11 protein-coding genes are annotated in these 18,999 nt (G+C 42.8%); 5 read left to right on the forward strand and 6 right to left on the reverse strand.

Annotated features, from left to right (window positions below):
* Positions 1 to 819: hydroxymethylbilane synthase (gene hemC / locus F6K52_RS15275; RefSeq protein WP_293078987.1), on the reverse strand; the 819-nt coding region annotated here is incomplete at its 3' end.
* A 1,583-nt stretch (positions 820 to 2,402) separates the two neighbouring features.
* Between hemC and urtA the strand changes: the two genes are divergently transcribed.
* The 4 genes from urtA (at position 2,403) to F6K52_RS15295 (ending at position 10,103) form a co-directional block, all read left to right on the forward strand.
* Entirely contained in the window at positions 2,403 to 6,644 is a 4,242-nt protein-coding gene (gene urtA, locus F6K52_RS15280; RefSeq protein ID WP_293078989.1) for an urea ABC transporter substrate-binding protein, read from the forward strand.
* 381 nt (positions 6,645 to 7,025) lie between these two features.
* A complete protein-coding gene (locus F6K52_RS15285) occupies positions 7,026 to 7,439 on the forward strand; it encodes a hypothetical protein (protein ID WP_293078992.1) in 414 nt (137 codons plus the stop codon).
* A 153-nt stretch (positions 7,440 to 7,592) separates the two neighbouring features.
* Positions 7,593 to 8,819: a SpoIID/LytB domain-containing protein gene (locus F6K52_RS15290; RefSeq protein ID WP_293078994.1), complete on the forward strand. Its 1,227-nt coding sequence runs from the start codon at positions 7,593 to 7,595 to the stop codon at positions 8,817 to 8,819.
* An 81-nt stretch (positions 8,820 to 8,900) separates the two neighbouring features.
* A complete protein-coding gene (locus tag F6K52_RS15295) occupies positions 8,901 to 10,103 on the forward strand; it encodes an argininosuccinate synthase (RefSeq protein WP_293078997.1) in 1,203 nt (400 codons plus the stop codon).
* Between the two features lie 74 nt (positions 10,104 to 10,177).
* Here the strand turns inward: F6K52_RS15295 and F6K52_RS15300 are convergent, their stop codons facing one another.
* Entirely contained in the window at positions 10,178 to 10,807 is a 630-nt protein-coding gene (locus F6K52_RS15300) for a DedA family protein (protein ID WP_293078999.1), read from the reverse strand.
* 226 nt (positions 10,808 to 11,033) lie between these two features.
* On the reverse strand, positions 11,034 to 11,282 hold the full coding sequence (locus F6K52_RS15305; protein ID WP_293079001.1) for a Ycf34 family protein: 249 nt from the start codon (positions 11,280 to 11,282) through the stop codon (positions 11,034 to 11,036).
* Positions 11,283 to 11,489: 207 nt separating this feature from the next.
* On the opposite strand from F6K52_RS15305, the gene F6K52_RS15310 reads away from it, so the two are divergent.
* Complete coding sequence (locus F6K52_RS15310) at positions 11,490 to 12,761, forward strand: CCA tRNA nucleotidyltransferase (RefSeq protein WP_293079003.1); 1,272 nt, start codon at positions 11,490 to 11,492, stop codon at positions 12,759 to 12,761.
* Between the two features lie 70 nt (positions 12,762 to 12,831).
* Here F6K52_RS15310 and F6K52_RS15315 read toward each other — a convergent pair whose 3' ends face one another.
* The 3 genes from F6K52_RS15315 to F6K52_RS15325 all read right to left on the reverse strand — a co-directional run.
* The gene (locus F6K52_RS15315) at positions 12,832 to 12,966 is read right to left on the reverse strand and encodes a hypothetical protein (protein WP_293079005.1); all 135 of its coding nucleotides are present in this window, start codon (positions 12,964 to 12,966) and stop codon (positions 12,832 to 12,834) included.
* Positions 12,967 to 13,014: 48 nt separating this feature from the next.
* On the reverse strand, positions 13,015 to 15,132 hold the full coding sequence (locus F6K52_RS15320; RefSeq protein WP_293079007.1) for a response regulator: 2,118 nt from the start codon (positions 15,130 to 15,132) through the stop codon (positions 13,015 to 13,017).
* A gap of 388 nt (positions 15,133 to 15,520) precedes the next feature.
* Positions 15,521 to 18,999: ATP-binding protein (locus F6K52_RS15325; RefSeq protein WP_293079009.1), on the reverse strand; the 3,479-nt coding region annotated here is incomplete at its 5' end.

An 18,999-nucleotide genomic window follows, 5' to 3' on the forward strand; every position in this document is an offset into this window, starting at 1 on the left:
TCTAGCGACTATAGCTGTTAGGGTTAGGGTATTGCCTTCCAACTGAGTGTCTACACCGATCGGAACTTGACAGCCACCTTCGAGTTCCCTTAATAATGACCGTTCTGCGTAACAGCGTTGAGAAGTGGGGGGATGTGCGATCGCATTGAGCAGTTCTAAGACTTCTTGATCATCGAAGCGGCATTCAATTCCCAAAGCCCCTTGTCCCACAGCGTGGAGTGAGATCTCCGGTGGTAAAATTTGGTGAATGCGATCGCTCATGTCCAGTCGTTGTAGCCCAGCTACTGCTAAAATCAGTGCATCGTAGTCACCAGCATCCAGTTTGGCCAGTCTGGTGTTTAGGTTTCCTCTGACATCTTTAAAACTCAGATGGGGAAAATGGTAGCGCAGCTGAGCCAGTCGTCTGAGGGAGGAGGTTCCAATTATCGAGCCTTCTGGCAACGTTTCTATCTGTTTATCTTGGTGCTTTTGGTGCATTACTAAAGCATCTGCGGGGTTCTCCCGTTCTGTGACGCACCCTAACACCAACCCTTCTGGCAATTTGGTCGGCAAGTCTTTGAGGGAATGCACCGCAAAATCGATCTCATCCCTAAGCATTCCCAATTCCAGTTCCTTAGTGAATAACCCTTTATCCCCAATCTTAGATAAAGCCACATCCAGGATTTTATCTCCGTGGGTACTCATGGTCTGGACTTCAAACTCTCGGTCTGGAAAATGTTTTTTCAGTTGCTCTTGTACCCAGTAAGTCTGGACCAGAGCAAGTTGGCTTTTCCGAGAACCGATGCGAATTGTCCGGGCAGGACTGGTGGTAGAGGTCATAGGGCTGTCAATTTATACAAGGCTGATCAATTTACTTGTTCTAGACTACCGCAGAAGGTGACGTTTCCGTTTCCATTTCTGTCATTAGCTATTTGTCATTTGTCATTTGTCAAAAACTAAGGTGTAGTATATAGCATTTATCAATTATGTAAGGTACAAAAGGTTGGTATTTTATGGAACTCGAATCCATACTACCTTATTAAATTGGCAAATAACTCATAAGATGGAAATTCGGATCAGGTAAAAACTTTGTGTACCTCATCAATATGACAATATATTACCAATAATCAATAAGGATATATAGCGTTTATAATACCTAGGTCTGCCTTTTGCCTTCTGCCTTAAAAGGATAAGCAAAGTACCTCATTACTATGAGAAATGCTATATTATTAGGAACAATTTTGAAAAAAAAGGGCAATAGTCCTGAGCAATCTTGGCTGAATATGGTCATAATATTTGCCCTATTCTTGATGCAGTCGCTCATGGGGGGAACCCCCGCGTGAAGGCGCTGCATCGCTATCACATTTTGGATCAATTTTTCTTGGGCTTACCCTGATTAATATTAAAGGGGTATTCCCATCTTATTTTGAAATGCCTACTGGATATGAGATCATAAAATAAGTATTTTTGCTTAGGAATTTTGAAGTCTTTGTTAGGTGAGCTTTCCAATGGCCGGGGAAAGCGCCTTTCGAAAAAGCCGACGCGGGGCGCGAACGGGCGCGCACCTCAGCCATGCAAAGCGTGAGGGTCCCAAACACATTAGACTTCTTGCAGAAGTCGGGAACAGGGAACAGGGAACAGGGAACAGGGAACAGTGGAAAAGAATTGACGCAAACACTATCAGAAAACGACTTTTGCAAGAGGTCTATTCATAAAGGCGCTGCATCGCTTTTTCTGAGTAAGGCTTCTATACTCTTAGATGGGTTTGCCCTGATTAATATGAGAACCGCTATAAATCAAGACTAATGACTCAAAATCTCATCTACTTGAGTGGTGGGATAAGTTAACCTTTATCAGCGACGCCAAAATTTTTTTCAGTGATAGTATTCAAAGAGACATCATAGCTTTGTAAACAATTGTATAGTCGTTATGTTGAAATATATTGAGTTCACAGGAAATTTTAACTTACTTATACTATTGTTGTACTAATTGGTTGAGGTCCAGTGTAATTGACTTGCGGAGGGAATAGGTGAAAGGTCGGAGGGAATAACATGAGAAAATTACAACTAAACTTTATGAATTTTTACCTAAATTTTGACACTTTTCTCTTGATTCTCTAAATTTTACTTCTATGACCACAACTACCGCAGAAACTAAGCCATTTTCGAGTCTAAGTAAGGGTAGGTTGTGTAAATAGTTAACGGGTTGACCCGAAAATATTCCCTTTACCCCCACGGAAATTCCTGCCCTAACACGGTTTTCTCCTGATTTAATCAGGGTGCTCGCTACATTCGCACTTATATAACATTGATGATTTAATAGTAGGTCACGTCGCCTGCGGTTGCTGAGTAAACGCAGCGTGAGAGCCTGATGGGTGCTTAAAAGTTAAAGATTTGCAAATAAATATTGCAGGAATTTAAGCAATGCCAAGTTTTAACACTGATAACCCCTGTATACGAGTTGGTATATTGCATTCCCAGCGGGGCACTATGGCAATTAGCGAAGCCCCCCTGGTGGAAGCTGAGCTGATGGCGATCGCAGAAATTAACCAAAGCGGAGGAGTTCTTGGTCAACGTATCGAAGCGATCGTTGAGGATGGTGCATCGAACTCAGCAGAATTTGAGAGCAAGGCCAGAAAACTGATTCAAGAGGATCAGGTAGCCACAGTCTTTGGCTGCTGGACGTCTGCTTCTCGTAAGGCAGTTTTGCCCGTATTCGAGGTGTTAAATTCTCTGCTATGGTACCCCCTACAATATGAGGGTCTGGAATGTTCCCCAAATATTTTTTATACCGGGTCTTGTCCAAATCAACAAATTGAGCCAGCGGTGAACTGGCTGGTGAAAAATTACGGTAAGCGATTTTATCTGATCGGTAGCGACTATATTTTCCCCCTGACTGCCAACAAGATTATTAAAGCGCAACTGAAACAGCTGGGGGGGACAGTGGTTGGGGAAGATTACATTTCTTTAGGCACTCAAGATATTGGCGAGGTGATCACCAAAATTAAACAGGTTCGACCGGATGTGGTCTTCAACACCCTCAATGGTGACAGTAATGTAGCCTTCTATCGGCAGTACAAATCCTCTGGAATTACAGCTGATGAAATTCCGATTATGGCAGTGAGTGTGGCTGAGGCAGAACTGCAAAGGATAGGGGATACAGCGGCGGGACATTATGCCAGCTGGAGCTATTTTCAGAGTCTGGACACTCCTAATAATCAACGGTTTGTCCAGAATTTTCAGCGTCGTTACGGAGCTAACCGAGTTACTAGTGACCCCATTGAAGCCGCCTATGCCCAGGTTTACCTCTGGAAACAAGCCGTGGAATCCGCTCAATCATTTGAAGTAGACCGGGTAAGGGTGGCAGCTTATGGTCAGAAATTTGATGCTCCGGGAGGATTAATCCAAATTGAACCGAATCACCATATTGGCAAAGAATGCCGGATTGGGCGGATTTTGCCTAATGGACAATTTGAAATTGTCTTTACCAGTGAACGTCCGATTAAACCCCTACCCTGGTTAGGAGTTGAAACCTATAACTGTGCCTGTGATACACAAACTCACCAATACAATCGGTCGGCTAGCGCCACACCATTGAGCGAACCCTACAGCACAAATGTGGTGATTGAATTATTGGCTGAGGTGGCTCAATGGATTGAGAAAGCTAGGTATCTAGAGACCAATGCACAAGCTTTAGAAATGGCAACGGAACAGTTGAAACATGAAATACTTGAGCGGCAACGAATTGAAGCAGAACTCCAGAAAGCCTTCGATGAGCTAGAGCTAAAGGTTGAACAACGCACAGCTGACTTAAAAGCATCTAATGCTCAGCTCATGACGGAGGTGCGAGAGCGTGAGCAAGCTCAAGAAGAACTCAGGGCAGCTAAAGATCAGTTACAGGCGGTTTTGGAAGCAGTACCGGGGATTGTCTCTTGGATTAACTCGGATTTGCAATACCTAGGTGTGAATCGCCATTTAGCCAAAACCTTTAACTTGCCCTCAGAGGGGTTTGTGGGTCAAGACATTGGTTTTCTTCAGGCTAGCTCAGAGTTTAATGACTTTGTCAAGGAGTTTTTTGCCACTCCAGAACAAGATGCTCGCCGAGAGGTCTCGGCTATAGTCAATGACGAAAAGCGAAACTATGTAATTGTTGCCCAGAAGTACCATCAAGGCTCAGCTGCTTTCACCGTTGGGATTGATATTACCGAACGTCAGCAGGCTCTTGATGACCTGCGCAAGACCAAAGATCAGTTACAGGCCGTCTTGGAGGCAGTACCGGGAATTGTCTCTTGGATTAGCTCAGATTTGCGCTACTTGGGTGTGAATCGCCATTTAGCCAAAACCTTTAACTTGCCCCCAGAGGCTTTTGTGGGTCAAGACATTGGGTTTCTCCAGGCTAGCTCAGAGTTTAATGACTTTGTTAAAGAGTTTTTTGCTAGCTCAGAGCAAGATGCTTGCCGAGAGGTTTCGGCTATGGTCAATGACGAAAAGCGAAACTATGTAATTGTTGCCCAGAAGTACCATCAAGGCTCAGCTGCTTTCACTATTGGGATTGATATTAGCGAGCGTCGCCAAGCTGAAGCGAAATATCGCAATATCTTTGAAAATGCTGTAGAAGGCATCTTCCAAACTACCCCGTCAGGAGGTTACCTTAGTGCCAACCCAGCTTTAGCTCGCATCTATGGTTATGAGTCTCCAGAAGTATTAATTAATACTGTCTCTAATATTGAGCAGCAACTTTATGTTGATCCGAACCGTCGCTCCCAATTCATCCAGTTATTGGAAAAAAATGGAATCTTAGTAGATTTCGAGTCCCAAGTCTATCGCCAGGATGGCAGTTTGACTTGGATTTGCGAAAATGCCCGTGTCATTAAAGATGAATATGGCAATTTGCTCTATTACGAAGGTACTGTCGAAGACATCTCTGAGCGTAAGCAAGCTCAGGAAGCCTTGCAAAAAGCCAATGAAGTGTTAGAAACCCGAGTGGAGGAACGAACCGCAGCACTACGGGACGCCAATCATCAACTACGGATTGAGATTGTAGAGCGCATGCACATCGAAGCAGCACTACGTAAATCCGAAGCTGAGTTGCGGGTCCTGTTTGGGGCAATGACAGATGTGATTACTGTTTTTGATGCTCAAGGACGATACATGAAAGTAGTCTCTACCAATTCTGAGGTTTTATATAGTCCAACTACCGAACTACTTGGTAAGAGTGTCTACGAGGTTTTGCCCCCTAAGCAAGCTGAACTTTTTGTCACCCATATCCGGCAAGTCTTAGATACTAAACAAACCCTGAATATAGAATATAGCTTACCTATAGGAAATTATAAAGTAGGAAGTATTAAGGATGCAATTAGTTATAAATCAAACTTGAATGGCCAAAAAAAATCGGACTTCGATTCCGATAATATAGTGCATCAAACTAACAAATACTTTCACACTTTATCTGAGTATGAAAAACTTTCCGAATTCAATGGCCAAAAGCTAGTGGGGCAAACTGACAAACCCTTTCATACTTCACACTGTACCCCTCATAATTCCCAGGTGTGGTTTGCTGCAAGTGTCTCACCCCTGCCAAACAATTGTGTGATTTGGGTTGCTCGTAATATTACGGAGCGCAAACGGGTTCTAGATGCACTCCAGGAAGCTGAAGAGAAGTATCGTAGCATCTTTGAAAATGTGGCTGAGGGCATTTTTCAGATTACACCGGATGGGCAGTACCTGAGTGTTAATCCAGCTTTAGCTCGGATGTATGGCTACTCTTGCCCAGAAGAAATAGTGGCTAAAGTGACCGATATTGAACAGCAACTCTATGTCAACTCGAACAGCTATGCTGAGTTTATTGCTGCTGTTGAGGAGCATGGTGCTATCTCTGATTTTGAAGCTCGGGTTTATCGACAAGATGGCAAAATCATCTGGACGTCTCAGAATGCTCGTGTTGTGCGTGATGCTCAAGGGAAACTACTGTACTACGAAGGCACTGTCGCCGACATTACCAAGCGCAAACAGGCAGAAGCAGCACTGAGAGCTGAACAAGAAAAGTCGGAACACTTGTTGTTGAATATTTTGCCTCACTCCATCGCCCAACGATTAAAACAAGAGCCAAAAGCTATTGCGAATCGCTTTGACGAAGTAACAATTCTGTTTGCTGATATTGTGGAGTTTACCAAGCTTTCTGCTCGCATTTCTCCCACAGAATTGGTTAATCTACTTAATCAAATTTTTTCAAGCTTTGACCAACTAGCGCAGCACCATGGATTAGAGAAAATTAAAACCATTGGAGATGCTTACATGGTTGTTGGTGGTCTACCGAACCCTAGAGATGACCATCCAGATGCGATCGCAAACATGGCATTGGATATGCAACAGGAAATTAGTCGTTTCCAGCGGCATGATGGAGAACCATTCCGCCTGCGCATCGGGATTAACACTGGTCCTGTAGTAGCTGGGGTGATCGGTATCCAGAAGTTCATTTATGACTTGTGGGGGGATGCGGTTAATGTGGCATCTCGGATGGACTCTCAAGGGGAACCTGGCAGAATTCAAGTTACTGCTAACACTTACGAGCGTTTACGAGACAAGTATTTGTTTGAAGAGCGAGGGATTATTAATGTTAAGGGCAAAGGAGAGATGATCACCTATTGGCTGACTGGAAGAAAGTAAGTGATTTTTGTTCGCGTAGCGTGGCCTACGGCCATTCGCGTAGCGTGGCCGTTCGCGTAGCGTAGCCCAAAGGGCTAATCGCGCACGCGTGGCCAAAAGGCCAAAAGGCCAAGGTTGTTTACCCTTGGTGTTTTAGTAGGGTAGGTTTAATGGTTAATGGTTAATGATTAATTTTTAGTGTTTAAAATTAAATGTTTAATGTTGATTTATTTCCGATATTCGGGGATATCAAAACTGGAGTTTTAACTAGCCACTACCTTATTAATCCTCCATCTGCCTCTGCTTTTGGATAGAAATTTTTAGCCAGGGTGTTCCTTGACGGAGTCTGATGGGAATCCTAGAGAAATAAATATTTCTGATTTACTAAAATCTAGGTTAACCATGAGCAGAGTTTCTGTTACCCAACAGATTGGTTTGATGTTAGGTATCTCCGTTGTGTTCGGTAACTGTTTTGCCAGTCGCAGTCTTGCCCAAACACTATTTGAACTTGATGGTCGTGCTTACTTGGTGGGAGCTGATGGTGCTTTCCTGGGTTTAGTGTCTAGTAACCCTGTGGAGGAAAAGTCGATTTGTAATCAGCTAGGGGATTATGGTAATCTGTCTGGCGAAAATAGTGTGTGGAATCGGGAGGGAAATTATGGGAGTTCTAAGTCACACCTCAGTGCCTATAACCCCAGCACAGAATTACCCCCTGCAATTTATTACAGAAAGGCTCAAATCGGTTTTTTGACGGTAAACCCACAAATCGAAAATTCTTTTGATCCTGATCTTTTATTCCAAGCTTTTTGTAAATAACAGCAAAGGGCGGTTTTCAGGAATCACCATTGCTCCCCTTCTTTAACAAAGTAAGGAGGGGAAAATCTTTCTGTAATTGTCCAGAATCCCAATAAGACCGCTGTATTGTATAGTGTAATAGCAGGTGAAGCAAGTGTTGAATTTTACTTACGAATGAAGAAATCAGTGTTGTGGTCAATTGCCCTATTTTCAATTGCCCTATCTGTACCTTTAGTCTTAGCGAAATCCCTGTCACCTGGCTCTGAGTTAGAAACATCTTCCTCAACCTCTTCTCCTGCAAATTCCCCAGATCAAGTTTCCCCTGAGTCGGATGGGTTGTCTAACCAAGAGGATACCACCACATCTGAACTAACCTCTATCGCCACAAGTCCAACACCATCGCGATCTCCTACCCCCAAGGATCAGAATTCCACTGTCTCTAAGTCACCACCCTCACCAGCCCTAGCCCAAACTAAAGCTACCGAAGCATCAACCCCTAGCAACCAGGGCACGAAACAACCTACTGCTACTAGCAAAGATAAATCCCAGGATAAATCAGATAAATCAACCAAGACTGAGTCTTCTAATCACAACAACCAGCCGCCCAGCAAGTCTGAAGAAGCTACCAAAAATCAGCAACCAGCACCAAAGCCATTGAATGATGCTCCCATCCTAGAAATGCGAGTTGCTGTAGCCAATGGTGTTAAGTCTCTGGTAGTGGCTACCTCAACACCGGGTGAGTTGCTGGATGCTAGGGGTCAGCCCCTGGGTAAACTAACCGCCAATCAGGGAAGTAATGTTAAACCATTAGGGGACTATATTCAAATTGGTAACTATAAGACCCCGGCAGGGGTTTGGGTGAAGCCAACTAACGGAGGGTATGTATTAGTAGGAAATCGGTGGTATCGAGGGGATTTGCTATTGATTTCTAAGGGAGATAGCATCTTGGCAGTTAACTACGTTGACCTTGAGGTTTACCTGACTTCTGTGGTGGGAGCGGAAGTTTCTCCTAGTTGGCCAATGGCATCTCTCAAAGCACAAGCCATTGCTGCTCGCTCTTATGCTTTGGTTCATGCGATTCGACCCGCTAGTAAGTTCTATGATTTGGGAAACACTCAGCGTTGGCAAGTTTACAAAGGAATCAAATATGAGTGGAACACCACGGCTCAGGCAGTTCAAGAAACTCGCGGCATTTTTCTAAGTTACAAAGGTGGGGTGGTAGAATCCTTGTACGCAGCTTCTGACCATATTGTCAAAAATGTATTTGGTGGTCAGGGTATGAGTCAAACTGGAGCTCGTGAATTGGCTAAGCAGGGTTACACGTATCAAGAAATTTTAGGCAACTATTATCCAGGCACTAGTTTGGCTTGGATTGATACTGTTGAAGCGGATTACGATTAGAATTTGGCAATTCAGCAACCCTATTCTGTAAATATGTGGATAGAATAGTTATTTTGTTGTTTTCCACAGGGTGAAACTATCATGAGCCGTGCTGAAAAAGTTGTTCTAGCATATTCCGGTGGCGTAGATACGTCGGTTTGTATCCCTTATCTTAAAGAAGAATGGGGAGTCAAGGAGGTGATCACCCTAGCGGCAAATTTAGGTCAGGGAGATGAACTAGAACCAATCAGACAAAAAGCCTTGGACGCTGGGGCAACAGAATCCTTGGTTGCTGATGCTACCTATACCTTTGTCAAGGACTATGCTTTCCCAGCCATTCAGGCTAATGCTCTTTATGAAAGTCGCTATCCCCTCTCTACTGCTCTGGCTCGTCCCCTGATTGCTAAATTATTGGTGGAGACTGCTGAAAAATATGGTGCAGATGCGGTAGCTCATGGTTGTACCGGTAAGGGCAATGACCAAGTACGTTTTGATGTGTCGATTATCGCTCTTAACCCCAACTTGAAAATATTGGCACCAGCTAGGGAGTGGGGTTTCTCTCGTGAAGATGCGATCGCATATGGTGAGCGCTTTGGTATTCCCTCACCAGTGAAAAAGTCTTCCCCCTACAGCATTGACCGTAACCTGCTAGGGCGGAGTATTGAAGCGGGGGTGCTTGAAGATCCGATGGTAGAACCACCAGAGGAAGTTTATGCCATGACAAAAGCGATCGCAAATACACCAGACGAGCCAGAGTATATTGAAATCGGCTTTGAGCGGGGTATTCCCACTATTCTTAACGGTAATCTCCTTGACCCCGTGACTTTGATTAGTCAACTCAACGAGTTAGCTGGCAATCACGGTGTGGGACGGATTGACATGGTTGAGAACCGGGTAGTCGGTATCAAAAGCCGAGAAATTTACGAAACACCAGCGCTATGGGTGTTGCTCCAAGCTCATCGTGACTTGGAAAGTCTGACTTTGACTGCTGATGTTACCCAGTACAAGCGAGGGATTGAAGACACCTACGGTCAAATGGTCTACAAAGGCTTGTGGTATAGTCCTCTTAAAGAGGCTTTGGATGCTTTCATTCAAAAAACCCAGGAGCGGGTATCCGGTACAGTCAAGGTTAAACTTTTCAAAGGTAATGCCGTAATTGTAGGACGTCACTCAGAGAATTCTCTCTACACTCCGGAACTAGCTACCTACACATCAGAAGACCAGTTTGACCACAAGGCTGCTGAGGGTTTCATCTACTTGTGGGGATTACCAACTCGGGTGTGGTCAGCAAAAACCAGGAGTTAGGAATTTTGGGTTACGGTAATTGGGTGACGGTAATCGTTAACTACCAATTACCGATTACCCTTTGCCCATCTCAATTAATCCCCCATGTCCAATTTCTGCCTACGAGACTCAAACCATTTAGGAACAACAATCGAGCCAATCACCAAAATCAGAGCAACAATCCCAAATTTAGATACCGAAGAAATTAATAGTTCCAAAGGTATCAAGCGTCCGCAAAAGTAAGATAAACTGACCATCACCGATGCCCAGATACTAGCACCAGCTAAATTGCATAATAGAAATTTTGGGTAAGGCATCTGAACAATCCCTGCCATTGGACCAGCAAAGATCCGCAGTATTGCCACAAATCGACCAAAAAAAACTGCCTTAGCAGCGTTCTTACGAAATTCGGTTTTAGCCTCTGTCAGTTGTGCTTCTGTGATCCGGACTAAACCCGCAATTCGCAGTAGTAAGGGCCAACCACCGATTTTCCCAATCCAGTAACCACAGTTATCTCCTAAGACAGCACCAGCGATCGCAGAGCATAGGACTACCCAATAATTGAGTTCGCCACTACCTGCACCGAAGCCACCTACCAGGGTAATGGTTTCTCCCGGTATGGGTACCCCAGCGTTTTCCAGGGCAATCCCAAAAAAAACTGCCCAGTAGCCATAGTCCTTAGCTATGTCCTGGACTGTTTCCAACGATAAAAGCTCAAAAGACATCCAGCGTTACAAAAATTAATACTTTTTAATATCTTGGCTCGATCGTGTCTTTTGTGTCAATTAAAGCAGTATTATAAAAAATACTGGACAAACACAACCACAAGAAATTCGAGCTTTTATCAAAAGCTTGCTCGGTTAAATTAAAACTTGACTGGCGATTAATCCCATGCTTATCTTAGGTACACAGTGGAGCTTCTCGCCAGAATACCTAAAATTCACAATTGCATCAGGTGGGTACCAGCTCACCAGGACGAAGCTTTGCCCACTTCCCAGTTTCCTTCTTAAAGCTATTACAGCCGACAACGTCCCATTCCATTTCGATTATATCTTCAGTAGAACGGATATTGACATTGATGCTGGGCTCAACCGCTTCAAAGTTGGGAGATTCCGTCAGGTGAGGAACCTGATGCTGGGTTTCCACAGCATGGTATGTAGTACAGCGGTCTACATAGTGGCAGTTAATGCAAATACACATTGCTTAAACTCCAATTCCTTTATTTTAGCATAGCTCAAACCAGAAATTTATTGAGTAGCTTATGCGATAAAATATTTAACTATTGGCTACTTTGTTTGCTACGTTTCCAAAAATTTTATGTTTCCGATTCTGAAGTTGCGATGTTCTATGTTCTAGTTTAGCACATATTGATATATAGTATTCATTCTGATATTTCAGAAAATGACTATGACTAATTACCAAACTGCTATATCACCAGAAAATTGGCCGTTTAACTGGGAGTTACTCCCTTCTGACGCTTGCTTGGTGGGTGGTGCGGTTAGGGATGCTCTGATCAACCGACAGTCAGATTACTTAGACTTAGACTTTGTTTTACCCACTAAAGCAGTACGGACAGCAAGCAAGCTAGCAAGACGTTATAAGGCAGGATTTGTGGTTTTGGATGCCCAGCGTCAAATAGCTAGGGTAGTGTTTGGCAACGCCACAGTTGACTTTGCTCAACAGGACGGGGATAGCTTAGAGGCTGACTTACATAGGCGAGATTTTACGATTAATGCGATCGCATTTAATCCCCACACCAAGGAATTCATTGATCCATTACAAGGTATGTTGGATTGCCGTAAAGGGATAATCCGGATGGTGTCACCAGAAAACTTACAAAATGACCCATTACGATTACTGCGGGGTTATCGACAAGCCGCTCAGTTGGGTTTTCAGATTGACCCAGCCACCCAATCAGCGATTAGAAAGGTAGCACCGTTATTGAGCCAAATCGCAGCAGAACGAGTACGGACAGAATTGGGCTATCTCCTCAAGTCACCTCAGGGTGTACCCTGGCTCAAAGCGGCCTGGGAGGATAATGTATTACGACCATGGCTGCCTGATGCCACCGCTGAGGGTTTAGAGCACATGGCAGCAGTTTACCAATCCGCTATGGTACTGGCAGAAGCCTGGCCTAAGCTTGGGGTGGAATTGAACTTAAAGGTGACTAAGCATTCTTTATCGTTGCTAAATTTGGCTAAGTTAGCAAATTTATTATCATCAATACCCGCAGTTGCTGAACAACAGCTGTTAGCGTTAAAGTACTCTCGTGTTCAGACTCGGATAGTAGTAAGGGCAATCCAACATTTGCCCCAATTGCTGTCTTATACTACTGCCAAGGGTATCTCATTACGGGAGCAGTATTTCTTCTTTCTTAACGTTGGACCTGTCTTTCCTGTGGTAGCGCTTTTGGCAGTTGCCAGGGGCATGGCTGTGGATACTATAGCACCCTTGATTGAGCACTATTTGAATCCCAATGACCAGGTTGCCCATCCCACACCACTGGTTACTGGTAAAGATTTAATCAAATCCCTTAAGTTATCCCCTAGTTCTAAAATTGGTGAGTTACTGACTGAGATTCAAATTGCACGGATTGAGGGCAATATCGATAGTATTAAAGGTGCTCTGGAATTTGCTGCCAAACTTGACTCAATTAACTGTGCTTCTCAAGAAAAATAACAAATCACACATGATATTAAATCCGATTGAATCATTATCGTAAGCATTGAGCTTAAGCGCTACGCGCACGCTAGGCGAACAGCTTTTGAATAAAATAAGCTGACCACTGACCCCTGAGCACTGACCACTGACCACTAACCGCTGAGCACTGACCACTGACTGCTGACCACTGACCGCTGACCACTGACCACTGACCACTGACCACTGACCACTGACCACTTAATGCTTACAAATAACCTACTTAAATAAAAAATCAATCAATATACTCTTTAATAAATTGGCGAAGTTGCTTCATATTAAAATTCTCAGTAAATTGATAAACTTTTTTGGCAAAACTAGCAAAATTATTATCCAATTGTTCCAGCTTTTCTACTTCTTTGTTGATAGCAAACACATTGCCTCTCTTTGCCAGTTCATAGAGTTTAACTAGTACATCTGCTGGAGGAGGTACAATCCCTTCTGCTGGACTATCCTCAGAGGATGAATCAAGTGTTGTTTCTGGGTCTGATTCAACCTCTTCTTCATACACCCATTCCAGTTGCAGATGCTGCTGTAACTTTAACAGTAGTTCTTCAACTTGTAATGGCTTCATAATAAAATCATCACAACCAGCCTGCCGACTTTTTTGCTGATAGGAATCAAATACGCTAGCTGAGAAGGCAAACACCACAATATTCTTCAAGTCTGGTGTAGAACGAATGCGCTTAGTCATTTCAAAGCCATCTAGCTCAGGCATGACCACATCAGCCAGAATAAGGTCTGGTTTTTCCTTGGCTGCTTGCTCTAACCCTTCAAGTCCGTTACTTGCCTCTAGCACCTTAAATCCTAGCGGTTGCAACAACTCGATGATCACAGAGCGATTTTCCCATTTGTCGTCTACTATCAATAGTTTTGGGGATGGTCCAGTTAAACCAATAATTCTTTTTGGAGAGACTTGACAAGTATACTCACTAATCTCTGATACAGGAAACTCTATCTCTAGAGAAAAAATACTGCCTTGCCCAAGGGTACTCTCAACCTTAAGACTACCCCCCATCATGTTGACAATTCTTTGGGTAATAGTTAATCCAAGTCCAGTTCCTTCAGCACAGCGAGACCTATCTCCCACTTGTTCAAAGGGCAAAAATATTTTTTCTAGTTGTTCTTCTGGCATACCTATACCTGTGTCTTCAACTAAGAAACGGACTTGGGCGAAATCAACTTGTGGTGAATTTTGCCTTACCCTTATTCTCTCAACCTTAAAGATGACTCTACCTTGGTCAGTAAATTTAATGGCATTTCCCAGTAAGTTTAGCAAAACTTGTCGCAGGCGTTTTTCGTCAACAGAGATATCCTTGGGAATTTTATCATCAGGTTGGTAAATAAAGGAAATTCCTTTTTGCTCAGCTTTAATATTGCAAACATCTACTACCTCGATCAGAAAGTTTTTAAAATTAATATCTATGGGAGAAATTTCCATTTTTCTCGCTTCAATTTTAGAGAAGTCGAGAATGTCGTTAATCAGATTTAATAGATGTTTGCCACACTGGTAAATAATTCTAATCCCATTTTGTTGTTGGGGAGTTAAGATTTTGTCCTGCTGGAGAATTTGTGCATAACCTAAGATACCGTTGAGAGGAGTCCGCAGTTCATGGCTCATGTTCGCGAGGAATTCACTTTTAGCTTGGTTGGCAGCATCAGCGACTTTTTTAGCTTTCTCTAATTCCTGGGTGCGGGTTTGAACTAATTCCTCTAAGTTCTGATTAAAATCCTTTAATTGTGCATAAAGGGTTGATAATTCTTGACGACTATGTTCCAGGGTGATAAGATCACGGTAAGATCTCAAAGCTGTAATCGCTGTTGTCACTAACTTGTGTCGAGTCAGTTCAACTTTAAGCTTATAATCGTTGATATCGTAATTTAGAATAACTGATTCTTCAGGAGCTTCCCCCGGCTGACCAGTGCGTAAAATAATCCTCACTAATTTATTGTTAAACTCTTCCCGAATCGACTGGGCAACTCTTAATCCGGCATCATTGGTTTCCATTACTACGTCTAACAACATGAATGCTGTATCTGGATGCTCGGCAATTAATTGTTTGGCTTCGTCAGCAGAATAGGCAGAAATAAATATTAAGGGTTTGTCATCAAATGTGAATTGTTTTAAGGCTAGCTTGGTAACTTTGTGGACTTTGATATCATCATCCACTATCATCATTTTCCAAGCCGTTTTAATTTCTTCTGACTGATTAGAGTCTTCCGTTTCATCAAAAACTAATTCTTCATCTTCATCAAAAACTAATTCTTCATCTTCCTCGAAAATCAGGTCTTGATCCTCTTCAAACACTATCTCATCATCATCAGTTATAACCTCATTAATTTGGTTTATCATTATCATACACCTCATCCTTGGATTCTTTGATTGCTGGAAAAGTCATGACAAATTTTGTTACCACACCTACCTCACTTTCAGCCTTGATTGTCCCTTGCAGCTTTTGAATCACTAAGTGATACACTGCAATCCTAGACCACTTCCGACCGTATGCCTAGCTGTTGTAAAAATGCTTCAAAAATTCTCTTTAAATTGTCTTTAACAATCCCACAACCGTCATCGGTATATTCAACGATTACTTGATCCCCTTGACCGGTCTTGACAAAACTATAGCGCTATTTAATACTTCACCTTTGATTAACTATAGCGCTAACTTAAATTCCCAAAGATTGTGGAGCTACCCTATGGCTGGAAGTTGACCTTTCTGTTGAAATCTTCAGCAAAGTTTTTAGTTAGAATTAGATATTGATAGATTTTCTTCTACCAAAGCCAAAATCTCCGCTTCTTGAAAATCTTGTGCTAATTCCTTGAGTTTATTGGCAAAAGGAAGGTATTTATCGTCCAACTCTTCAAGATAGACCGCTCGTTCACAAATTTTCCTCATACTCCCAAGCATCGCTAACTCATATAACACTTCCATCTCCGAGCTCGGGGGAAGTATAAATGATTCATTTAATACTTCCTCTAATGATTCTTTTTTGGAGGGATTGGCTACTGGTTGAATATCAGATTTTTGACGCGCAGCAGTGTCTTCATAGATCCACTCCAAAGCTAAATGTTGCTCTAATACTTCGAGTAACTGTAGTTGGTCTACTGGTTTAGAAATAAAATTATCACAACCAGCTATCCTGCTCTTAGTTTCATCCATCTCCCAGATGCTGGTTGAAACGGCTACAATAGTTACATTCTGGATTTGAGGTATCTGTCGAATTTCCTGGACAGCTTCAAAACCGGTTTTGACAGGCATAACTAGGTCAGTCAAAATCAAGTCGGGTTGGATTTGGCAAGCTAGTTGTACTTCTTCGAGACCATTGTTTCCTAAAATCACTTCAAATCCTAACGGCTCCAGCATGTTTTGCAAGACAGCACGGTTTTCGAGTTTATCATCTACTACCAATATTTTGCGGCGAACTCCTTGATAACCAATTACCTGACCGACTAAATTCCGTTCTGTTTTCAAAGCTATTTCCAAAGTTGGGAAGCTGACATCCAACCAAAACGTGGAACCTTTGCCCAGCTCGCTCTTAAGGTTTAATTCTCCCTTCATCAAGTCGATCAGTTTCTGGCTAATCGTTAAACCTAAGCCTGTACCATCAGCACGGTTGTGGATATCTCCAACTTGTTCAAAGGGTTGGAAAATTGTTTCTAACTGCTTCTGAGTCATTCCCACTCCTGTATCAATTACCTCGAAACGTAGAGTCTGGGGATGATTGACCTGATGCTTAACTCCTACATTTTGGTTCTTGAGTACGCTGACTTTAAAGGTTACTTGACCACGATCAGTAAATTTGACGGCATTGCCCAGCAGGTTGAGAAGTATCTGCCGCATTCGCTTCTGATCGGCTTGAATCCCAGAGGGGAGATTATCCCCTGGCTCGTACTTGAATAAAATATCTTTTTCTAATGCTCTCATGCTGATAATTCCTACTACCTCTTCCAGAAACGTGGGCAAATGACAGTCAGTAGGATATAGTTCCATCTTGCCAGCTTCAATCTTGGCAATGTCGAGGAGATCGTTGATCAGAGTCAATAGATGGTTGCCACTTTGGTAGATAGTTTTTAAACCATTGGTTTGACGAGGATTTAAATTGCGATCGCGCATTAAAATTTGGGCGTAGCCGAGGATACCATTTAGGGGAGTGCGGAGTTCGTGACTCATGTTGGAGAGGAAATCACTCTTAGCTTGGTTAGCCACTTCTGCTGCCTGTAAAGCCTTCTGTAGGTCTTGGGTTCTTTCGTCTACTTTCACCTGTAGACTTTGAGCCAATGCTTCGAGCTGTTCGTAAAGTCGAGCGTTCTCTAAGGAAATTGCTGCTTGGGATGTCAGTAGATTTAACACTTCTAATCGGTCTGGTGTAAAAGCTCCTGGAGTGAGATTATTTTCTAGATAGAGAATGCCGACCAACTTGCCCTGGTTTAAGATCGGACTACAGAGGACAGATTTGGGCTGATGGGTCTGTAGATAAGGGTCGTTAGCAAAGTTGGAGTCAGCAGCGGCATCATTGAGAACTAAATTCTCACCAGTACGAGCCACATAGTTAATCAGGGCTTTGGGTAATTGGTCACTGGTGGCGACGGGGATTGACTGCAACCGAGTCTGGTCAACTCCCTCAACCTCTTTAGTGGCTTCTATGAACAGTTGATGATCTCGTTGTAAGATTAAACAACCAAACTCCGCTCCAGCATTCTCTACCACAATTTCCATCAACTTATTGAGCAGCTCAGCTAGGACGATTTCCCCAGAAATAGTTTGAGATGCTTTGACTACTGTGTTTAAATCCAATATCAGGTCTGACGTAGTGTTGCTGGTAGTAGTAGTGCTAATGGTTTGGGTTGAAGACAAAGAAGACTGTTGCGTTCTGTTAACCAGTAAGTCGGGATACTTCTGTTCCAAATCTTCGACTTTACGTGTTGCACCCCAAAGCTGATAGCTATAGTGAGCTTTATTGAGGTAAAGTTGAGCAATGTCTGATTTGCCTCGGCTTAACCAAAACTTAGCGGCTAATTCATTCCCTAGGGCTTGATTTTGAATAAATCCATTGTCTTCAGCGGAAGCGATCGCTTGGTCATATAACTCCATGGCCTCTAGATGGTGACCAGATAAACGAGCCATCTCTGCTGCTAGCAACAGATAGTAATGCTGGAAGTTCTCAGGACAGTTATCTGCCCAACCTTTCAGTTTTTCTTGGTTTGTTAACAGCTGCTGCCAATAGTGCTTTTTATCAACCTCTGAAGCCGAGGGGTAGAGACTAGCTAAACTCAGGGATTCGTAGAACTTTTTGACAGCCACCTGAATCTTACCGGTTAGCACAGCAATAATTTTTTCGGCTTTTTCTGAATAATCAAGGGATTGACTGGGTTGGTCATACCAATACAGAAGTATAGATTTGAGGATGTAATAGTGGCAAAGGGCATAGTCAGCATGATGAGAGTGGCAAGTTTCTAGATACTGGGATTCCGTGAGGTCTTCGATATCAAACGAAAATCTATCCCTAGTTTTTCCCAAAAGGTTGCATAGAACAAGCTTTAAGGCCAAAATTGAATCTTCCGCTAAACGATGATGATTTTTTTTAACTAATCTTAAGTACTCAGGTAACTCTTCTAGAATTTTTGATAAGTTTTTCCCCCAATAAAATGGAGTTACTAATTTATAGAGCAGTATATAACCAAGAAATATAATGTTTCCCGAAGCTAAAGCGGTCTGTAGTGCATCATCTAAAATATGCTCCGATTCTTTTAAGGGATTCACCCAAGGGAACAAATTATTACCAAATATATAACAAGCCTGAGCCACTTTATCTAATTGGTTAAATCTCTTACTCAAATTGAGAGCAAGCCAGCCAATTTCATAGCCTAATTGAGAATCCCCTAACTCCGTACTGACTAACATCCCGTAAACCGTAAAACCATAGGCTGATTCAGCCACCATGCCATATTGGCAAGACAGCTCGACAATTTTAGACCCTAACCAAAAGTGTAATTGGTCTTGCTTGGTAAGATAAGAAGGAACTAGCAGCCAATTTAATAACTTAATTATCCTCTTTTGAATTAGGTCATTTGCCTCTGGTTCATTCAGTAGCACACTGATGGCTTGACCCTGAGTTTTGTGGTTAATTTGCTGTCTAGCACTTTCTAAAGATAGTGATATAGTCTTTAGCTGGTCTGGTGTTGGCCAATCTAGTCCTAGCAGAGGGAGAGCTTGTTTTC

It is taken from the genome of Moorena sp. SIO3H5, from assembly GCF_010692395.1.
Classification (GTDB): domain Bacteria; phylum Cyanobacteriota; class Cyanobacteriia; order Cyanobacteriales; family Coleofasciculaceae; genus Moorena.